We start from the raw sequence: 19194 nt of genomic DNA, 5'->3' as shown, positions 1-19194 counted from the left end.
TATATAGTGAATTTGATGCGTCTTCCGCCTTGTATGATAGCAATTTAAACTTTAATCTTTCAAAGAAAAGAGGTGGCAATATATGGCACTGTTTATGAATCAAGCGGGCGATGACGGATTGCCCGGTAAAGAACGATTATTTGCGATGTTGGCCGTCATGATTACGACGACGATGAATGTTTTTGATGGTTCGATGATCAATATAGCATTGCCCCAGATGTCAACATCACTCGGGGTCAGTGCTTCCGAGGCCGTTTGGGTTGCGAATGGTTACTTACTTGCTGTTGCGATGTCTTTGGCTATTTTTTCAGCACTGGCGACTCGTATCGGTTTTCGTAAACAGTTTATCGGGGGATTGATTGTTTTTACGCTGTCTTCTGTGGGATGTGCATTATCTTCTTCATTATCAGAGCTGGTGGTCATGCGTTTTATTCAGGGGATTGGTGGCGCAGCGACGCTCAGTATCGCACCGGCACTCCTGAGACGGATTTTCCCCACCCGATTACTCGGACGAATTTTAGGGATGAACGCATTATTAGTTGCCACATGTACCGCAGTCGCACCATTAATCAGTGGTGCTTTGTTGGTTACGTTAAGCTGGCCGTGGCTGTTTATGATCAATGCCCCGCTCGGCGTTATCGCTGTCGTTTTTTCGAAACGATTTCTTCCTCAGTCCGCTCAGCTTGATACACGTCCTTTAGATAAAATCGGTGCATTGTTGTCTGTCATTATGCTGGGTAGCACGATCTTGTGTGCCAACTCATTTTCTAAACATGTAACCAGTGATAACGAACAACAGGCGTTGTTTTATGCGGTAACTGCGTTGGTGAGCGGTATAGCATTCGTTTATCGTCAGCGCAGAACCATTGCGCCATTGTTGCCGTTAGAAATTTTTTCAAATCAACGTTTCTCTCTCTCAGCGATTACATCTTTCATTTCGTTTATCGCTCAGGGGATTATTTTTATTGCACTGCCATTTTTATATGAGGGGGTTTATGGCTATAGTCCACTCGCATCCGCGCTGCTTTTCCTGCCATGGCCTGTCGGTATTATTCTTGCGGCACCACATGCAGGGAGGCTGGCCGATAAGAAAAATCCGGCAATGATTTCAACGTTCGGGCTTGTCATTTTTGGGATGGGATCGCTGCTATTAATCGGTCTCCCACAAACCCCGTCAGTTTTAGATATTGCGTGGAGAAGTTTAGTTTGTGGTATTGGTTTCGGCTTATTTCAAAGCCCTAACAATCGTGAAATGATGGCAAATGTGCAGGTCAATTACAGTAGTTATGCTTCCGGAGTATTGGCGATGATGAGAACATTTGGTCAGTGTCTTGGTACTGCGGTGATTGGTATCATACTATCCCAGTCAGATTCTCTTGCCTCATCTTCCGGAAATATAGTCCACCTAGGGTTGTGGTTTGCTTCCGGCTCCGTATTTTTAGCGATTTTATTTAGTGTGAGTCGGATTAAAAAATAAATAGGGTAGATTCATCTTTTATTCATTGATGGTTGCGCCATGTATTTAGCACTTAGATCAATGAAAGAGGCAGCAATCACCACCTCTTTCATCTGTCTCATTCAACAATGAATCTGTATTTTAATTGATCGTTTCTTTATATCGAGTGAGTTACAACGTTTTTAAAAAATCACCGATTTTTGCTTCGTGTTTCTTCACCACATCGGCTGATGGCAGATGAGAATGTTTGTGAGTGAAATAAACCAAAATTGCCATTTGTGCGGTTAAACGGTTTTCAGCTTCATCGAACGCAACAGAGTATTCGCTTTCAAGTGCGCCACGAGTGATTTCTTCCTGATCGTTCGCCGGTAGGCAGTGAAGGAGCATGGCGCCCGGTTTTGCTTTCGCCATGAGTTCTTCTGTAATCACATAATCCGGCATGAATGCCGCCAAGCGTTCTTCTTTCTCATCCGTTTGAGTGACCCAGTAGAAGCTATCACCGTACACCACATCACAGTCACGAATCTGGTCGACATCATCAGTGATTTCGATATGACCACCAGATTCAGCACAGAAGGCTTCGGCGAGATCAATCCACGCTTGCTCCATATGGTATTTCTTCGGACCAATCTGTTTAAAGCCCATTCCATATTTTGCACAGGTAAGCATCAGTGAACGGCACACATCCGTTGCATCTCCCATGAACGCCAGCGTTAAGTCTGATAAAGCCCGTCCGTCAGTGATATGTTCTTTAATGGTGAAGAGGTCCGCCAGCATCTGAGTGGGGTGGAAACGCGTATCGAGCCCATTGATTACGGGGACAGTCGACATTTTCAGTAACCCATCCAGTGTTTCCGGGCTATTGGTACGCGCCATAATGATGTCACACATACGGGATAGCACGCGTGATGTATCATCAATCGACTCTTTGCCGCCAAGGTGGATATCTTTTGGCGATAAGAACAGCGCATGACCGCCTAACAGTGTCGCTGCCACTTCGAAAGACACGCGGGTCCGCGTTGAGCCGGCCTCAAAAATCATCGCGACAGATTTACCCTTAAATAATTGAGGAATCGCATTGTCCTGACGCGCGTCTTTTAAATAGCTCATTAATTCCATCATGCGATCCATTTCTTCGACACTGAAGTCTTTCATCGACACCATGTGTTCCATATTTTTTTTGTTGAGTTCGGTCGCGCTTGAAGATGGTAATTTCATAATATTATTCCTTCTTGATCAGAATTTGGGGTGTAGATATTCATACCTACACAAAGTAGATTTAATTCGTTATTCAATTGAGAGGGCGTTTAAATTAAACGTGATGAATTAAACTGCCGGTACTTGTTGTGATATACAGTGAATATTTCCGCCGCCTAATAATATTTCCCGAGCATTCACCCCATTCACTTTATAATCTGGATAGAGCGTTTCTAATTTATGTTTCACGTCCATATCGTAACGTTCATCTAATAATGGAAATACAATCTGGTGATTGGTAATCAGATAATTGGCATATGATGCGGCAAGTCTCTCTCCGGCTTCACGTTCCATACCTGCGGCAATATCAATCCCGGATGCTTCTGCTTCATTCATAAATAGCGGGCCAGGCATAGGGAGCTTGTGGACTACGATTTTTCGTCCTTTCGCATCGGTCTGGCGGGTTAAACAGTCGTAAGCTTCACGGCTAATTGCATATTGTGGGTCATGCTCATCATCACACCAGGTCAGAACAACTTCTCCGGGCTTCACGACATGAAGAAGGTTATCAACGTGACCATTGGTTTCGTCGTTATATAAGCCATGAGGTAACCAGATAATCTTTTCGACATTTAAGTGTTCACCAAGAATGTTGCTTAATTCTTCTTTGGTTAAATCGGGGTTCCGGCTGGCATGCAGCAAACACTCTTCCGTTGTATAAAGTGTGCCTTCACCGTCAACATGAATTGAACCACCTTCTAAAACAATCGGTGCGCGATAACGGCTGTCTCCCGTCATTTCACACATTTTCTGCGCGACTTGGTCGTCGCGTTTCCAAGGCCAGTAGAGACCATCAACAAAACCACCCCAGGCATTAAACTCCCAGTCAACACCACGGCGTTCGCCTTTATCATTGACGACGTAACTGGCGCCGATATCCCGCATCCAGGAATCATCGGTTGAGACTTCTAACACTCTGATGTTATCAGGCAGACGAGACACGGCATTATCATACTGGTCTGCACTCACCAGCATGGTGACCGGTGTGGTTGCGCGAATCTGTGTCGCGACTTCAACGAAAGCTCGCTGAGCGGGTTTGGCACCATCACGCCAGTTATCCGTCCGCTCAGGCCATGCCATCCACACTTCACTGTGAGGTTCATGTTCAGCCGGCATTCTGAAGCCGTCTTGTTTTGGGGTTGTCGCTAATAATTTGCTCATCTCAATACTCCTCATTCAGTATCTTGCTGCTTTAATTCATTTTGTTTTCTTTTCAGTGCGCCGGATAGAATCCACTCACCCATCACAATGGTCACGATGACGCCGATCAAGACAGGGGCGGTGTAATTCCAGTCAGCCACTTCTAAATCCAGCGCTTCCGGGAAGATGAAAAGAATTACGGCTTGAAAAACGACCAAGAAACAGACGATTGACATTAACCACTGCATTCCCCGACCCCCAGGGACCTTGAATGGTCGCTCATGTCCGCCATCCGTAACGCGAAGTTTCAAGTACGCTGGGAACATGAATAAATAAGGCAATAAGAAGATGCAGCTTGAGAAAGCAAACACCGACCAGAACAGATCGTCGTTCCCTTGTGCGAAAAACGCGTAAGAGATAATGACCACGGTAGAAACGATTCCCGTAATGTTATTTGCCCCAACCGGAGAGCCTTTCTCAGATACTTTTGCCACAGCCGCCGGTAACTCACCTTCTTGTGCAGCTTCAGCCGCAGCCCGGCTTGCGCCCATTGTCCAGCTCACCATGTTGCCGATCAGCGTCAGGAGAGCACAAACCCCGAGGGCATAAACCATCGCTGTCCCCATTGCACCGCCACCAAACAAGGTTTTAAAGGTATCGATCAAGCCGGCGACCAAGCCAATATCTTTAACGGGTAACGCCATCAAAATACCGACTGTACCAAAGATGTATAAAAATGCTGTAATGCCGATAGAAAGGAACACCGCTTTCGGCATATCACGAACATCTTTCATTTCTGAAGTCATGGTTGCGACCAGCTCAAATCCCATGAGGTTAAAGACAATCGCAGGTAAGAACGCGACCGCAGAGTCAACACCCGGTGTCATCGTTTGGAGCGAAAATTCATTGGCAACACCATGTTTCATGCCATAGATAAAACCGCCCACACCAACTGTGCCGATAACCATAATCTTCAAAATTGCGCCAACGTTGGTGACCCAAACCCCAATATCTGCCGAGACATTACAGATCCATATCGTTAACCAGGTCAGAGCGATGCAAATCGCAATTTGTCCCCACAATGACAGATCAGGCATAAAGAGTTCGGCGAACATACCGGCAAACATGATGTAAACTGCGGGCATCCATAAACCGACGTTTATCCAGTAAAACCAAGTGGTCCGTACCGCCCATTTGAAATCAAAAGCTGACTTAACCCAGTCGTAAATCCCACCTTCACCAGGGTAGGCTGTACTTAGTTCTGACGTGATTAATCCATAGGGGATAACGAAGAAAATCAACATGACCACCCACCAACCGATAGCACTTACACCGATGCTCGCAGAAGCCGTGAGTGTATCGACAACGAGCACCGCACATAACGTAAATAACGCTATACTGGCGACCCCCATTTTTCCTTTTTGCTCAGTACTCATAGTTATTCTCCTTCAAAGACGTCGTTGCTGCTTTTGATTAAGACTGACTGAATATTGACCTGAACACTGTGATAAAAATTCACTATCGGCTTTGATTGAAGTTTTCATGGATAGATTAAAATAGAGGTAACACTTTTAATTCAAAATAATCGATAAATTCGGAATATTGACTCTGATCAATTTTAGTTTTATTTCTCTTCGACTAGCATAAATAAATATTCTCTATCAATGTGCATACACGGCACACATAAAATGAATAAAATTCTAAAGAGGAATTTTTTATGAACAAGCCAATTATTGTTGTTGCTATCGGTGGCAATGCATTACTTCAACGTGGTGAAATAATGAGTTGTGATAATCAAAAAAAGAGCATCACCAAAACATCTGAATCACTTGCTGAATTAAGTAAAAATTACCGATTAGTCATTGTTCATGGTAACGGACCACAAGTCGGCCTGCTTTCATTGCAAAATGATGCTTATAAAGATTGTCCGTCTTATCCATTCGATGTATTAGGTGCAGAAACACAAGGTATGATTGGATATTTAATTCAGCAGGGTTTAAATGCCGCGATTGATGATAAATATACCACAACAATATTAACAAGAATGGTCGTAGACTCAAATGACCCTGCTATTTTAAACCCGACTAAATTCATTGGGCCAGTATATAACGAAGCCGAGGCTTTAGCTCTGGCAGATAAAAATAATTGGGTTGTTAAACCCGATGGTCAATATTGGCGTCGGGTTGTACCATCACCAAAACCTAAAGAAGTATTAGAAATTAAAGCAATTAAAGATTTACTTGAAAAAGATCATCTGGTTATTTGTGGTGGCGGCGGTGGTACGCCAGTGATCGAGAAAAATCATGCTTATGAAGGTTTTGAAGCGGTCATCGATAAAGATATGAGTGCAGCGCTGATTGCCAAAGAAATTGGTGCAGAACACCTGATTATTCTGACGGACGGTACTCATGTTTGTTTAGACTGGGGAACCGACAACGAACAACAGCTGCATGATGTCTCCGTGGCAGAAATTCAAGGCTATAACTTTGCTGCCGGTTCCATGGGACCCAAGGTTGATGCTTGTTGCCAGTTTGTTCAACAAACAGGAAAAACCGCACATATTGGTGATCTCTATTACGCTCTGGATATTATTAAAGGCACTTCAGGAACTCATATTCATCCTTAATGAATGGTCTCATACCAATTATTGATCAAAGCGATATGGATACCCAATTGTCAGGGTATCTCTATCCATACTATTGAAACATAGGGTGGATTATATGCAAAAAATTAGCAAAGAGAAAAAATTGGATAGAATACATCATGCAGTGATGAATCTTATTGAGCGCAGAGATGCGAACGATATCTCGATATACGATATTGCCAAAGAATGTGGCATTGCAACATCAACGGTATATCATCACTATCCAAATATAGAATGTCTCTTCCAATCACTGATGGCGGATGTATTTACAGATTTTGATGCTATATTAGATAGTTGTATAAAACCGGATGAAATTAAACATTGGTCTGATATTAACCGTATGATTGAATCTGGATATGTTCAATATTATGAAGATAATGCGATTGCACAAAAATTAATACTGAGTCGGCATACATTTACCAGTATCAATCATTCTGATGTGGAAAATGATTTTGCATTAGGTCAACGTGTCGAAAATATCTATCACCGTTATTTTAATCTTCCGGCATTACCTGAAAATATTAATATTTTTGCTATTGCACTGCAAACGGCGGATAAGGTTTACTCGCTTTCATATAGAGAGCACGGCTGTATAGAAAGAGATATGGCAGAAGAAGCGGTCAGATTAACTCAAGCTTATTTAGGACTGTATCTTCCCAATCAAATGCAACGGATATACCCAAGTAACCTCAAGATGCAGGATTGAAGCACTCCCGAAGGGCGAGTTCACCGAACTCAGAGACTGCGTTAGAGATTCTCGCTGAAACTGCATCTTGAGGTCATTTGGGTATATAAATATTAAATATGCACTTTGTTCCTTAAATCTGATTGGGCGTTAACTAAGATTTTTAATTTCAGTATTGACCGTTCAAACTTTTATATTCATTGTCTGTCATCGGTTGGCGAGACAAATTCCCCCGTGTTGTTTGTCACACGCTGGTTTGTTCAATGATTGCGTCAGGCATCAGTATTTGTAAGTGTTTCACCATATCTTGACCGGCTTGCTGTAAGCTTTCTAATGGCATTTCAGGTAGGCTTTCCAATATAAACCACATATTGCGTGTATCTGGCTCAATGCGTGTCCGGAGTCCTTGCCGCCAATTCCACCGGCGACATGTTACGCCGATCGCATCACGCCATATGACTTCTCCGGCGTTTGGCGATTCAGTCGTGAGCGAACCATCTTTCATGGTGTCAAATCGTTCTGTCCCGTCGGCAATCGTGAGTGTCGGTGTTCCTTGGTAAGCATCAATATTTTCTCCGCCAACAGGAAGCGCATATTGAATACTGACTGCGTTATAAATATCCACAATCGGATCAATGCTTTCCATGCCACCGTTTTTCAATACTCGTTTTCTCAGCGCTGCCGCAGAGCACGGTGTTCGATTCGGTTTCGAACCAAATTGACGGAAAACATCTCCCCAAGCATCAATGTGAGACTCTGCCCATGCGTAGTCGCTCTCAGTCACAAATGTACAAGCCGCTTGCAGAACCTGCTTTGCGTACTCCGGATTCTGGATGGCGGTTCCCTGAACGGAAATACTCAATGCTCTAAATTTTGGGGCGATATGATAAATTCGATCGTCAATCGACGGTACTATCACTACCATGCGATTCATTCCTTTGGTGATTGATTGATGATATTGACCGATGCTTAAGGCGATAATCGGTTATCAAGCCACGACGCCAGAAGGGTTCACTCTGGCGTTTATTTCGCTGATGGCTATCAACCCGTTTACATCGTCTTTATTCAGCATCGTTGTTCTGGTCACGTTGACGTTTGTGCTTACTTGATAGTGCTAAACCGATTGGTTTGCGTGGGCAAAATGATCCTCTGACACGCAAGGACGGTGATGTCACCTTGGCTTGTGTGCTCGACAACCGCGCATTTTTTACATATCCCACTCTGGCATTTATGCTGAATATTTATCCCATTGCTTAAACAAACGCGAAGCAGCGTTGATTTTTTGCTTGCTGAATAAGCTTTGTCATCGATATCAACGGGGATTTTTTTAAACAGTCCAAACATATTCATATTTCCATGACGATTAATTTATATGCGATAAAGTACATAAATAATGCAATGACACCGTCTAAAACACGCCAATAGACCGGTTTCGAAAATATTGGCGTGAGCAACCTTGCTCCAAACCCTAAGGCGAAGAAGAATGTGAATGAAGCCATAATCGCGCCCACGGTAAAGAACAACTGTTGTTCTGCGTAATTGGTGGAAATTGAACCAATCAAAAGAACCGTATCAAGATAGACATGTGGATTGAGCCATGTGAATGCTAAACAGGTTAAAATAACCTTGGTGAATGGTAATCCGTCACTGCCTTCTGCGGAGAGAGATGATCCACTGTGCCATATGGCTGAGCGTAAGTTTTGTGTGCCGTAAAAAATCAGAAAGGCGACCCCAAAATATTTAGCAGCAATAGAGAATTGAGGCAGTAGCGATACAATCGTTGCCATCCCATAGACACCAATGGTGATCAGAATTGCATCGGATAGTGCACAAAAAATACAGACTGAAAAAACATACTGCTGTTTTAAGCCTTGCTTGAGGACGAAGGCATTCTGAGAGCCGATTGCCAAAATTAAGCTAAAACCCAGCGTGATCCCTGCAATGAATGCTTCCATTACGCCTTTTCTCCTATCAGTGATTTGAATTTTTCAACGGTTGATGTTCGATGATATCCGTTCATGTACTTTTCATCACGCGCCATTAAGAATTCGTGCGCTTTTTTGTGGTTCCAAAATGGTAGCGTAGGATAGAGATGATGAAGTAGATGGTAGCCATCGGAGGCCGGATGAAACAGCCAGCGATCGACAAAGGATAAGTTATTGAATGTTGAACCTAATTCAGAATCAGACAACGTATAATCGTGTTCCGCCATTTCCGCGATGTAGCGTATCGCGGGTAAAACTAAAAAAAAGGCCACCAGAGCAATCATTGTCAATCTTACTGCAATCTCGCTTGAAGCCAACTGTGCGATTAAGGCGTATAGACCTGAGTAATAAAGGACAGTCATCAATATGACCGATTTATTGGCATGAATTTGTTTATAAAAGCTGAATGTCATGGCAACCATGTTTGTGAATGGTTGATCCTGATTTTTATATCGAGCCATACATGGATCGTTTTCCTCTCCAAAATAGGCATGATGCATTGCATGACTCATTCGATAGGCTTTGACCAACTGAAAAACTTGGATGCCAGCGAAGATATTGACCAATAAGTCGTTAATGGTATGGTTGTCACTGGCACAATAATGGCTGCCGCTATGGACTAAGTTTTCTTGGAATCGAAGGTTTATCGCAAATAATATGACAGCGAGAGCTGCCAATAACCATGAGATTAAACTGTTGCCATCCCAATATTTGGCTGCCATGAGCGCCACCGCAAAGGCAATCAGTGTCGAGAGCAGCGACCTGCCGACAAACTGAGTGAGCGATGGCGTGAAAAACAGATTGAAGAACTCTTTATGTTCCTTTTCAGTGAGTGAACTCTCGCTTATTGACATGACCATGCTCCTTCACCTGAACGTTGGAACTGAGTATCAAAGTAAAATTTATCTGAGGTAGGGCTTTCTTCGGTCTTGACTAATTCTGTATCAGTCAGCCTGAATGACAATAAATGATTGGTTAACACGTTCATCGTAACAAAATCCTTTAATTTCAATTGCAAATAAACGACTAAGCCTATTCGGGGGCCTAATCTAATCAGATTGATTCGAAAATGCAATGCGTTTGTATAAAATTAGTTGCGTTTTGGTTAAATGTGAGTTTTGTTGATTGAGTTGTAGTAAGTCAGGAGAAAGAGATTGAAAGACATTGAAGTTATTTTAGTGAATGCTTTTATTGAAAATGGCTCTGGCGGGAACCCTGCGGGGGTGGTGTTGTATGCCGATGATCTGTCAGATGCAGAAAAGCAAGAAATAGCCAATGCGGTTGGTTATTCCGAGACTGCATTTGTATCACAGGATGATGACGTAGACTTTGCGCTGTCATTTTTTACCCCAACCGATGAAGTTGATTTTTGCGGGCACGCAACATTAGCCGCATTTTCAGTCATGTACCAAAAGGGGATTGTCACCAACGCGGAATACACACAAAAAACCAAAGCGGGGCAACTCGGTGTTACGGTTGCGTCAAATGGTTATGTCGTCATGGAGCAGAACTTACCGGAATATCTTCATGTTCTTGATTACGAGTCTGTATCAGCGTTAATCGGTATTGATGCTGCGTTGCTGGAGTCAACCCAATTACCGGTTGAGGTGATCTCAACAGGATTGCCCGACATTATTGTTCCATTACCCCGTGGCTTCCTTGATAAAATCCAAGTGGATGAAGATTTACTCAGGGATTTTTCACAACAACATCAGGTGACGGGGATGCATGTGTTTGAACTGTGCGATGAAAGTAGCGGATTAACCGCAAGTTGCCGAAACTTTGCGCCTTTATTTGGTATTCCCGAAGAATCAGCAACCGGGAGTGCAAATGGTGCACTTGCATGTTATCTGACCAAGCATCTTTATGGCGGGCCCGTTAACCATTTCACGTTCGAGCAAGGTCGGGCAATGGGGAAAACCTCGAGACTTACAGCGTCAGTTGAATCAAATGAGTTTGGTATTATCAAAGTTTCGGTTGGTGGTTGTGCGCAAACATTCGGGGAGCGGACAATCTCCGTGTGTTAATTTTTATCCTTATGGCTTTGGGGGCAGGGCAACGAGTGAGCAAGCCACATTTTTAGCAATCCAGACAACAATTTTTACAATCATCCGTTGTGTTATACAGAACAATACAGGGAAACTATACAGTTGAGTGCTGTCTAACAGCGGTGAAACACTAATTTTATCAGGAGTCAGAGTGGGTCTATTTTTTTCATACATCAGAATTTTCGTATTCCTCGGATGTACTTTGGCTGCCATTCAAGTGCCCGTGTTTGTGGATCAGTATGGGAAAAGTCTGGAGTCGCATTTTATAGAATCCCAACTAGCCCTGAATGAATTTCAGGATGATGCTGATAAGTTCTTTAACGGCAGTTTAGCGAAGTTGATTGCCCACTATAGAGAAAATGGCGATGCGGTTTTCAATGCGGGGGGTCGAAGTATTGCATCCATTTACGAGCGCAATAGCATGCTCAGGCGTCATTTCGAACAATTTCAGAGCAGTTCGTGGGCTGCCTATACTCAGGCCATACTGGCTCCGGTGCCTGATATCGGGAAGGCGGTATGGAAGAACTATTCTTACGCAATACAGTTAAAGCCGACTGCACTCGCGTTTGGCCTAATGACAGGTTTAATTTTCACTTTGGTGGTTGAGCTTCTGCTCAAGTTACTTTGCCATACGCCCAAAATGCTTCACGCCAGATTCAGGCGACAGCATCGGCGTGCCTGACATCGTGATTCGTTGTATCTGATTGTGAGAGGATGATTTATATTTACGAATTATTATGAAATCAAATGCTTAGATGAGCATATTCAGTGAGCTTTTGACTTAACGTTGTTATGGTTGTTGTGATACGTTTGTAATGGAACCGTTTAATTAATACTCTAGGGCTGTTGACCTTTTGTGATGTTTTTTGCAGCAATTTGTCGTGCATTTAGTCAAGGCAGGTCATGTGAAGTGATCTACATGAACTATATGCAGTTGCCTAGAAGGTTTTTATTGTTCTGTGATTAGCACAATGAGGGATCTGAGAACGGCAGTAAACTGAACGGAAATCATAGAATAGTGGCTTTTCTTAACCAAAAAAGAGAGCTGTTATTTAGTAATATAATCACGATAAATTTAAACGAGATATGCTATGAAACTCGAATCTATTGCTCTGCATGAAGGCTATAAATCTGAAGCGACCACTAAATCCGCAGCTGTACCCATTTATCAAACCACATCGTATACCTTTGATGATACTCAGCATGGTGCGGATCTGTTTAACTTAGCCGTGCCGGGTAATATTTATACCCGCATTATGAACCCAACCACCGATGTGTTAGAAAAACGTGTCGCTGCGATGGAAGGCGGTATTGCAGCGCTGGCGGTGTCGTCCGGTATGGCTGCCATTACCTATGCGATTCAGTGTATTACACAAGTGGGTGACAATATTGTCAGTACCAGCCAGTTGTATGGAGGGACGTATAACTTGTTTGCGCACTCGCTGCCGCGTCAGGGTGTGGATGTGCGTATGGTATCGCATGATGATTTCGCAGGCTTTGAAAACGCAATTGACGAAAATACCAAAGCGGTATTTTGCGAATCGATTGGTAACCCAGCCGGTAATATTGTCGATATTGTGCGTTTGGCCGAGATTGCGCACAAACATGGTGTCCCTCTGATTGTCGATAATACGGTTGCCACACCTTATCTGTGTCGTCCGTTTGATCTGGGTGCCGACATTGTGGTGCATTCACTGACTAAATATATTGGCGGCCACGGTACATCGATTGGCGGTATTATTGTTGACTCTGGCAAGTTTGATTGGGTTGCCAATAAGAAACGTTTTCCGATTCTTAATGAGCCTGATCCTTCATATCACGGTGTGGTTTACACCGAAGCCTTAGGGGCTGCCGCGTATATCGCGCGTTGCCGGGTGGTGCCACTGCGTAATACCGGCTCGGCCATTTCACCGATGAATGCGTTTCAGATTTTACAAGGTTTGGAAACGCTGGGTTTGCGGATGGATCGCCATTGTGAAAACGCCCAGCGCCTTGCAGAATATTTGCGGCAACACCCGAAAGTAGAATGGGTCAACTATGCTGCTTTACCAGATAGCCCGTATTATGAAACCTGCCAAAAAATTACGAAGGGCAAAGCCTCAGGTATTTTGAGTTTTGGTATCTCTGGAGGGATTGATGCCTGTGCTAAGTTTATTGATTCGCTTGAGATGATTTTACGCTTGGTCAACATTGGCGATGCGAAATCACTGGCATGTCATCCTGCATCGACGACACACCGTCAGTTGAATGAAGAAGAGCTTAAAAAAGCGGGTGTGAGTGCTGACTTGGTGCGTATCTCCGTCGGTATTGAGCACATTGACGATATTATCGCTGATGTATCGCAGGCGTTAGATAAAGCCTAAAATGTGATGCAAGGGCCTGCATTGAAGTGTCAGGCCCTTCTTCACCCGTTTGTGTCCGAACACCTGCATCGGCGGACGGTGGTTAGCTTTATTCGCTTCCCTTTGTATTGTGTTGCTCACCACTTCTTTGGAAGTAATGGACTTTGTCTAAAATCAATCAGGTGCCCGCAAACTTTTTTCTAGCAGCCCACATGCGGTATTTCTGAATTACCCCCTTCAAAACGCCCGTTTGATACCTTATTTTGGCTAATTTGGCATGTTTTAACGCATTGTTTTTGTGTGATTTGTTTTTGTTGAGAAGTTTCAGGTAAGTGATAACCTTCCAATCAAATCATTTTTTGGGGTGACCACATGAAAAAAACTGAACAGTCATATACCCAAGCCGACTTTTCTCATCAAGACTTGAGTGAACAGACCTTTATAAACTGCACATTTATCCGTTGTAGTTTTAAGCGCGCTAACCTTCGAGATACACAGTTCATTGGCTGTACTTTTATCGGGCAAGGTGAATTAGAAGGATGTGATTTTTCTTTTGCAGATCTTCGCGATGCTTCGTTTAAAGACTGTCGGCTGGCAATGTCATATTTTAAGGGGGCCAATTGCTTTGGTATTGAGCTAAGAGATTGTGATCTGAAAGGTGCAAATTTTAGCCAAGTCAGCTTCGTAAATCAGGTGTCGAACAACATGTATTTTTGCTCTGCATACATCACCGGCTGTAATTTGTCTTACGCAAATTTTGAGATGCAACTTATTGAAAAGTGTGATTTATTTGAAAATAGATGGATTGGTGCAAACCTCAAAAATGCTTCGTTTAAAGCATCAGATTTAAGTCGGGGTGTTTTTTCTGCAGACTGTTGGGGTCAATTTAAAATGCAGGGGTGTGATTTGAGTCACTCTGAACTTGACGGTTTAGACCCACGAAAAGTTGACCTGACCGGTGTTAAAATATGCGCTTGGCAGCAAGAGCAACTACTAGAACAACTCGGTCTGATCATTGTTCCGGATTAGCACACACTCTCAACCACGCATATAACAAGACGAACCCATTGATCTTGTACTGTCACAAATGTTGGTTCCCTAAATCAAGATTGGTCCCCTAAATCGTCGCAATTCTAGAATGCGAGCTACGGTCAAATGGATTCGCGACACGTGGCATCGACACACGTCGCGTTAATTAGAGTGATAAGGCCGTGTATCGCGGTTGCTCCCCCCTTCGCAGATGACGCCATATTCCATGCTGGTTGATATGGGCAAGACATCTCAATATGTCGTACGAAGTCGTGACGGAGGCTGGATTGTCATGCAACTAAGCATAAGTATTTCATCATTATATATGGCAATACTGGCTTATTGAGGAAAGTAATACATTATTTTTGCACTCCCCCAAACAGCTGCTATGCTTTTTTAACGTAAATAAAAATAGATAAAAACATGACATGCTTGAAGTATTGGCTCTAATTATCGCCATATCCATATAGGAACTTCAAGTCGGTGATGACCTTAGAAATATGATGATGCTAGATAGTAAATAGGACTACGCATCTTCTTCTTAAGCATCATTATCGATTAGCAAATCGGATTTTTTAGTCTGGATTTGTCTTTGTTAATAACACTAGGTGGATGAGAAAATCAATTAACCATTCACACTATGTTGCTGATTTATGGAGAAACATATGTGTAGTTCATTTTTGCGCAACACATTTTCACTACTTTGTGTGTTTTCTATTCTGTCTTTTTTACCGACGGCTGGTGCAGCACCAGTGAAAGGTTCACATGTAAAAATATATATCTCAAGCCTTCCTTACCTTTACACATCTCATGCTGTCAACGGCTCACTTTTAAGACCCGCTCATAATGAACGTGGTTGGGAATACTATATGGCCACATCGCATACACAAATTAGCGATACCGTCTATGAATTTAAGTTACGCCAAGGTGTTCAGTTTCAGGATGGAACGCCATTTAATGCAGATGCAGTCATTGAAAATATGGCGTACTTCAAAAAAGAACCCTTTTTATTTAGTAAAATCAATACCGTATATGACCACACTGAAAAAGTGGACGATTATACAGTAAGGTTCTATTTGAAAGAAAAGTACGGAACATTTTTGAATGATGTTATCTGGATTCAATTTTATACAACAAAATATCTCGAAAAATTTGGCTGGAATGGTAAAGCGACCTGCCCGAATCTGGCCGAAGCCGGTCCTTATGGATTAGGCCCTTACATGCTGAGTGAAGGCTACATAGAAGGTGATAGAAAAACGGATAAAGCCGTATTTACTGCGAACCCTTACTACTATGACAAAGATTTAGCAAAAGTAGAAAAATTCACTGTTTACACAAAAATGGATCCCAAAATTGCATTATCTGATGTCATTGAATCGGAAGGTTATCTGGATATTATGCCAATCGATTTTTCTGATGTTAAATTAGTCAGTTCTTCTCCTTATGCCAAATTAGTTACCGGTCCATCAACAGATAATATCGCCATTCATATCAATATGGTTAACGGTAATGAAAAACTAAAAGATAGAAAGGTACGTCTTGCTCTCAATAGAGCGATCGATCAGCAGCAGCTATTAAGTTATGCATTTTCTGGTTATGGTCAAATAAAGCCCACATTAGCTTCACCTAATTTTCCTGGTGTTAAAGATGCGGTAAAAAATCTGAAGGCCTATTCAGAAGTTGAGTCACCCAAAGAAATCCGGCAAGAACTAAAGAGTATTTTAGATGGGCTAAAACTTAAAGTGCTAACGCAACAGAAGTTCATGTTTCTTTGGCGCTCAATCGACCGAGATTTACGCAAAGTTGGTGTAAAGCTTGATTTTGAAATCGTTGATGAAACCACTATTTTTGGACAAGTTTTGTCTACCAATGCGGGTAAGAATACTAAATCGTGGGATTTAATTGTGTGGGGTGATGATGATTGGTACTTCAATCATCCGTGGGCTGCGATCTTTGTTTACCAGCCAAATAGTGTTTGGAGTACGATGCCTGCGGATCCTTTGATGGGTGAATATATCGATGAAATGTTTAAAGCAACAGCCAACACGCCACAATTCAGTGAAGTCATGACCAAAATGCTGAATCATGTCTACAAGAATGCTTATATGCTGGTTGTACCTGCACCTAATAAGGTTGTTGCAGTCAATAAGAAAGTTTCTTACACCCCATTACCAATGGCTTCTCTGCCATTATGGGAAATTGAAGTGAGTGAAGATCACTGGTCGCTAAAAAAATAACAAACATTCGTAGCCACTTGCTCAAATATTTATTTTTATCGAGATAATCATATGAAAATAAAATTAAAACTTAGAAGTCAATTGTTACTTATTTTCTCTTTGATAGGGATATTGCCAGTTGCAATTGTTGCGACTATTTCATTAATGAAATCGAGTGCAGCACTGGAAAGTAATGCATTGGAGCAGCTGATAAGTTCACGAGATGTTAAAGCGAGTCAAATAGAAAGCTATCTTAACAGTGCAAAAAAAGAAATTTCTATCCTATCAAATAGCAGAGATATATATGAGTTGTTCCATGCGTTGCAAGTTTATCAAGAGTTAGAAGAGATCGGTTCTGAAAATGATAAGTTTGGCATTGACAATATAGACTATAAAGGGATATGGAAAGAGCGAAGTGAAAATCTATTAAAATATGTCGACATTCTGGGCTATCGTGACCTTTTATTATTGTCTGCTGATAAGGGGCATATTATTTATAGTGTGAAAAAAGGTGCGGAACTTGGTTCAAATGTTAAAAAGAATTTCGATGAAAAAAATCCAGTGGCAGCACTATGGAGAAAGGTTTTAGAAACAAAGAATATCGCGTTTCAGGACTTTACACCTTATCGCTATCGGAATAATAGTCCGAGATTCTTTATTGGTGCGCCGGTGCTTAACTTGCGGGGGGATATCACCTCAGTCATCATTTTAGAGCTTTCCGGAGACATCATTAATGACATCATGTCTCAGCGTTCAGGGCTCGGAGAAACAGGTGAAACCTATCTCGTTGGGCAAGATAATTTAATGCGTTCCAACTCGTATTTGGATAGTGCACGTTATTCAGTGATGAATGCATTTGCCAATCCAGAAAGTAATCAAGTCACAAGTATCGCAATTAACGCTGCACTATCGGGTGAAACAGGCTCAAAAGTGATCGACAGTTATTTAGGGCGTGAAGTGTTGTCTGCTTATGCACCACTAAAATTTGAGGGTGTGACATGGGCGATTGTCGCAGAACAGTCACATGGGGAGGCTTTTGCATCGGTGAGTGCAATCAAATGGGCCGTCATGATTTCAATCTTAATTACAGCCGTCATCATTATTGCAATCGGTATTGTATTAAGTCGCTCTATTACCCATCCTATTCTTAAAATGACCGATATTGTTAATCAATTGGCGAGTGGTAATGTGCGTAAGAGAACGAATATAAAACGCTCAGATGAACTTGGAGATATGGCCTCGTCGTTAGATAACTTTGCAGAAGAGCTGGACACGGTTTTTGTGAGTAGTTTAGAGAAAATATCAGAAGGTGATTTGACGAGTAATTTAACGTCAAACGGCCAACAAGATGTCATCACCAATGCACTGATTAAAACGAATGCTGATCTGAAAAGCATCGTGACCGACATTTCAGGTTATACCAATAGCATCGTTGAGCAGAGCAATAAAGTCATGCTTTCCAGCGAAACAATATTGTCTAATACGGCAAGTTCTGAACAATCGATACAGTCGATTTCAGCGGCAATCGTTGAAGTTAACGAGCAAGTCAAGATTACTGCGAATACCGCGAAAGAGGCTGATGAATTGGGTCAAAAAGCGAAGCAGTCGGCTTCACTTGGGAGCGACCTTGTGAGCAAAACCGTGTCAGCTATGAATGACATCAGAGAGGCGAGCAGTAATATTTCTTCTATTCTTTCTGCGATAGAAAACATTGCAAATCAAACCAATCTGTTGGCCTTGAATGCAGCGATTGAGGCCGCCAGAGCGGGTGAGTCAGGCAGAGGGTTTGCTGTGGTTGCAGATGAAGTACGTGCTTTGGCCGCACAGAGTACAAAAGCGGCAAATGAAACGGCTAAGTTAATTGAAATTGTGGTTGAAAAAACGCAAGTCGGTGCAGAAATTTCTGAAAGCTCGTCTGAGAGCCTTAAAGAGATCGTTGACTCTATTGAAGTCGTATGCGACTTGATGGGTAATATTGCGGTGGCTTCTGAAGAGCAGGCTAGAACCATTGATGATACGAGTAGCAATTTAAATCGTATCGCTGATAAAAATGTTGAAACAACATCAGAAGCGAAAGAGGGCGCGGGTACTTCTCAGAAACTAACCGAAATGTCGTCTGGACTGAAAGGCATTGTGGAAAAATTTGTCCTCAGCCGCTAATCCACACATTCTAATCACCGATCGTAAGGTCTGTCTCAAACATGAGGCTGTAACTGGTTTGGTGTCCGCTTAAAAACGCCCCCTCCCGGCACTGGATTTGTCCTTGGGGGCTGTCATCATGATTCTTTCTTCAATTGCCACAATGGGTCGGGAGCAGGGCGTGAATCTGGTAAAATGCCTGCCTTCCAGTCATTACGTTGATAGCACTCGATTTACCTAAAATCAGACCCTA

Annotated in this window: 17 protein-coding genes; 10 read left to right on the top strand and 7 right to left on the bottom strand. The window is 42.6% G+C overall.

Translation table 11 applies throughout. The features are described from left to right. Nucleotides 1-82: 82 nt before the first annotated feature. Nucleotides 83-1477 (top strand): DHA2 family efflux MFS transporter permease subunit, encoded by a 1395-nt coding sequence (locus BSQ33_RS19030; protein ID WP_088134939.1) that lies wholly within the window; start codon nucleotides 83-85, stop codon nucleotides 1475-1477. A gap of 150 nt (nucleotides 1478-1627) precedes the next feature. Here BSQ33_RS19030 and argF read toward each other — a convergent pair whose 3' ends face one another. The 3 genes from argF to BSQ33_RS19015 all read right to left on the bottom strand — a co-directional run bounded on the left by argF (nucleotide 1628) and on the right by BSQ33_RS19015 (nucleotide 5289). Next, entirely contained in the window at nucleotides 1628-2674 is a 1047-nt protein-coding gene (gene argF, locus BSQ33_RS19025) for an ornithine carbamoyltransferase (RefSeq protein ID WP_021021106.1), read from the bottom strand. Between the two features lie 108 nt (nucleotides 2675-2782). Continuing rightward, a complete protein-coding gene (gene aguA / locus BSQ33_RS19020) occupies nucleotides 2783-3874 on the bottom strand; it encodes an agmatine deiminase (RefSeq protein WP_021021105.1) in 1092 nt (363 codons plus the stop codon). Nucleotides 3875-3885: 11 nt separating this feature from the next. Further along, nucleotides 3886-5289 carry an APC family permease gene (locus BSQ33_RS19015; protein ID WP_088134938.1) on the bottom strand — a complete coding sequence of 468 codons (1404 nt, stop codon included), beginning with the start codon at nucleotides 5287-5289 and terminating at the stop codon, nucleotides 3886-3888. A gap of 281 nt (nucleotides 5290-5570) precedes the next feature. Between BSQ33_RS19015 and arcC the strand changes: the two genes are divergently transcribed. Further along, nucleotides 5571-6479: a carbamate kinase gene (arcC, locus tag BSQ33_RS19010; RefSeq protein WP_088134937.1), complete on the top strand. Its 909-nt coding sequence runs from the start codon at nucleotides 5571-5573 to the stop codon at nucleotides 6477-6479. A 94-nt stretch (nucleotides 6480-6573) separates the two neighbouring features. Continuing rightward, the gene (locus BSQ33_RS19005; protein ID WP_088135305.1) at nucleotides 6574-7203 is read left to right on the top strand and encodes a TetR/AcrR family transcriptional regulator; all 630 of its coding nucleotides are present in this window, start codon (nucleotides 6574-6576) and stop codon (nucleotides 7201-7203) included. 223 nt (nucleotides 7204-7426) lie between these two features. On the opposite strand, the gene BSQ33_RS19000 is transcribed toward BSQ33_RS19005, so the two are convergent. Next, complete coding sequence (locus BSQ33_RS19000) at nucleotides 7427-8107, bottom strand: B3/4 domain-containing protein (RefSeq protein WP_021021101.1); 681 nt, start codon at nucleotides 8105-8107, stop codon at nucleotides 7427-7429. A gap of 40 nt (nucleotides 8108-8147) precedes the next feature. On the opposite strand from BSQ33_RS19000, the gene BSQ33_RS21695 reads away from it, so the two are divergent. Further along, nucleotides 8148-8291: a hypothetical protein gene (locus tag BSQ33_RS21695; RefSeq protein ID WP_021021100.1), complete on the top strand. Its 144-nt coding sequence runs from the start codon at nucleotides 8148-8150 to the stop codon at nucleotides 8289-8291. Here the strand turns inward: BSQ33_RS21695 and BSQ33_RS22280 are convergent. From BSQ33_RS22280 to BSQ33_RS18985, 3 genes are read right to left on the bottom strand one after another with little or no spacing between them, the layout of a single operon-like run. Beyond that, nucleotides 8284-8526 carry a 2Fe-2S iron-sulfur cluster-binding protein gene (locus tag BSQ33_RS22280; RefSeq protein WP_039837567.1) on the bottom strand — a complete coding sequence of 81 codons (243 nt, stop codon included), beginning with the start codon at nucleotides 8524-8526 and terminating at the stop codon, nucleotides 8284-8286. The genes BSQ33_RS21695 and BSQ33_RS22280 overlap by 8 nt on opposite strands. A 2-nt stretch (nucleotides 8527-8528) precedes the next feature. After that, complete coding sequence (locus BSQ33_RS18990) at nucleotides 8529-9137, bottom strand: LysE/ArgO family amino acid transporter (protein WP_021021098.1); 609 nt, start codon at nucleotides 9135-9137, stop codon at nucleotides 8529-8531. Further along, entirely contained in the window at nucleotides 9137-10021 is an 885-nt protein-coding gene (locus tag BSQ33_RS18985; RefSeq protein WP_021021097.1) for a fatty acid desaturase family protein, read from the bottom strand. Before BSQ33_RS18985 ends, BSQ33_RS18990 begins: the two co-directional genes overlap by 1 nt. Nucleotides 10022-10321: 300 nt before the next feature. Here BSQ33_RS18985 and BSQ33_RS18980 point away from each other — a divergent pair, with 300 nt between their 5' ends. The 6 genes from BSQ33_RS18980 (at nucleotide 10322) to BSQ33_RS18955 (ending at nucleotide 18962) form a co-directional block, all read left to right on the top strand. Then, nucleotides 10322-11194 (top strand): PhzF family phenazine biosynthesis protein, encoded by an 873-nt coding sequence (locus BSQ33_RS18980; RefSeq protein ID WP_088134936.1) that lies wholly within the window; start codon nucleotides 10322-10324, stop codon nucleotides 11192-11194. 172 nt (nucleotides 11195-11366) lie between these two features. Continuing rightward, nucleotides 11367-11897 carry a DUF2937 family protein gene (locus tag BSQ33_RS18975; RefSeq protein WP_088134935.1) on the top strand — a complete coding sequence of 177 codons (531 nt, stop codon included), beginning with the start codon at nucleotides 11367-11369 and terminating at the stop codon, nucleotides 11895-11897. A gap of 409 nt (nucleotides 11898-12306) precedes the next feature. Continuing rightward, nucleotides 12307-13578, top strand: a complete 1272-nt coding sequence (locus BSQ33_RS18970; protein ID WP_088134934.1) for an O-acetylhomoserine aminocarboxypropyltransferase/cysteine synthase family protein — start codon at nucleotides 12307-12309, stop codon at nucleotides 13576-13578. 351 nt (nucleotides 13579-13929) lie between these two features. After that, nucleotides 13930-14586 (top strand): Qnr family pentapeptide repeat protein, encoded by a 657-nt coding sequence (locus BSQ33_RS18965; RefSeq protein ID WP_021021092.1) that lies wholly within the window; start codon nucleotides 13930-13932, stop codon nucleotides 14584-14586. 665 nt (nucleotides 14587-15251) lie between these two features. Further along, entirely contained in the window at nucleotides 15252-16823 is a 1572-nt protein-coding gene (locus BSQ33_RS18960) for an ABC transporter substrate-binding protein (RefSeq protein WP_088134933.1), read from the top strand. A 51-nt stretch (nucleotides 16824-16874) separates the two neighbouring features. Further along, nucleotides 16875-18962, top strand: coding sequence for a methyl-accepting chemotaxis protein (locus BSQ33_RS18955; protein WP_088134932.1), 2088 nt, complete (start codon nucleotides 16875-16877; stop codon nucleotides 18960-18962). Nucleotides 18963-19194 lie beyond the last annotated feature (232 nt).

It is taken from the genome of Vibrio gazogenes, assembly GCF_002196515.1.
Lineage (GTDB): Bacteria > Pseudomonadota > Gammaproteobacteria > Enterobacterales > Vibrionaceae > Vibrio > Vibrio gazogenes_A.
Note: the sequence above shows the minus strand (reverse complement) of the source record. Positions and strands in the feature narration are given on the sequence as shown.

Coding starts and splice junctions, on each gene's coding strand:
- BSQ33_RS19030 (WP_088134939.1), top strand. CDS start 83: ATGGCACTGTTTATGAATCAAGCGGGCGATGACGGATTGCCCGGTAAA.
- argF (WP_021021106.1), bottom strand. CDS start 2,674: ATGAAATTACCATCTTCAAGCGCGACCGAACTCAACAAAAAAAATATG.
- aguA (WP_021021105.1), bottom strand. CDS start 3,874: ATGAGCAAATTATTAGCGACAACCCCAAAACAAGACGGCTTCAGAATG.
- BSQ33_RS19015 (WP_088134938.1), bottom strand. CDS start 5,289: ATGAGTACTGAGCAAAAAGGAAAAATGGGGGTCGCCAGTATAGCGTTA.
- arcC (WP_088134937.1), top strand. CDS start 5,571: ATGAACAAGCCAATTATTGTTGTTGCTATCGGTGGCAATGCATTACTT.
- BSQ33_RS19005 (WP_088135305.1), top strand. CDS start 6,574: ATGCAAAAAATTAGCAAAGAGAAAAAATTGGATAGAATACATCATGCA.
- BSQ33_RS19000 (WP_021021101.1), bottom strand. CDS start 8,107: ATGGTAGTGATAGTACCGTCGATTGACGATCGAATTTATCATATCGCC.
- BSQ33_RS21695 (WP_021021100.1), top strand. CDS start 8,148: ATGCTTAAGGCGATAATCGGTTATCAAGCCACGACGCCAGAAGGGTTC.
- BSQ33_RS22280 (WP_039837567.1), bottom strand. CDS start 8,526: ATGTTTGGACTGTTTAAAAAAATCCCCGTTGATATCGATGACAAAGCT.
- BSQ33_RS18990 (WP_021021098.1), bottom strand. CDS start 9,137: ATGGAAGCATTCATTGCAGGGATCACGCTGGGTTTTAGCTTAATTTTG.
- BSQ33_RS18985 (WP_021021097.1), bottom strand. CDS start 10,021: ATGTCAATAAGCGAGAGTTCACTCACTGAAAAGGAACATAAAGAGTTC.
- BSQ33_RS18970 (WP_088134934.1), top strand. CDS start 12,307: ATGAAACTCGAATCTATTGCTCTGCATGAAGGCTATAAATCTGAAGCG.
- BSQ33_RS18965 (WP_021021092.1), top strand. CDS start 13,930: ATGAAAAAAACTGAACAGTCATATACCCAAGCCGACTTTTCTCATCAA.
- BSQ33_RS18960 (WP_088134933.1), top strand. CDS start 15,252: ATGTGTAGTTCATTTTTGCGCAACACATTTTCACTACTTTGTGTGTTT.
- BSQ33_RS18955 (WP_088134932.1), top strand. CDS start 16,875: ATGAAAATAAAATTAAAACTTAGAAGTCAATTGTTACTTATTTTCTCT.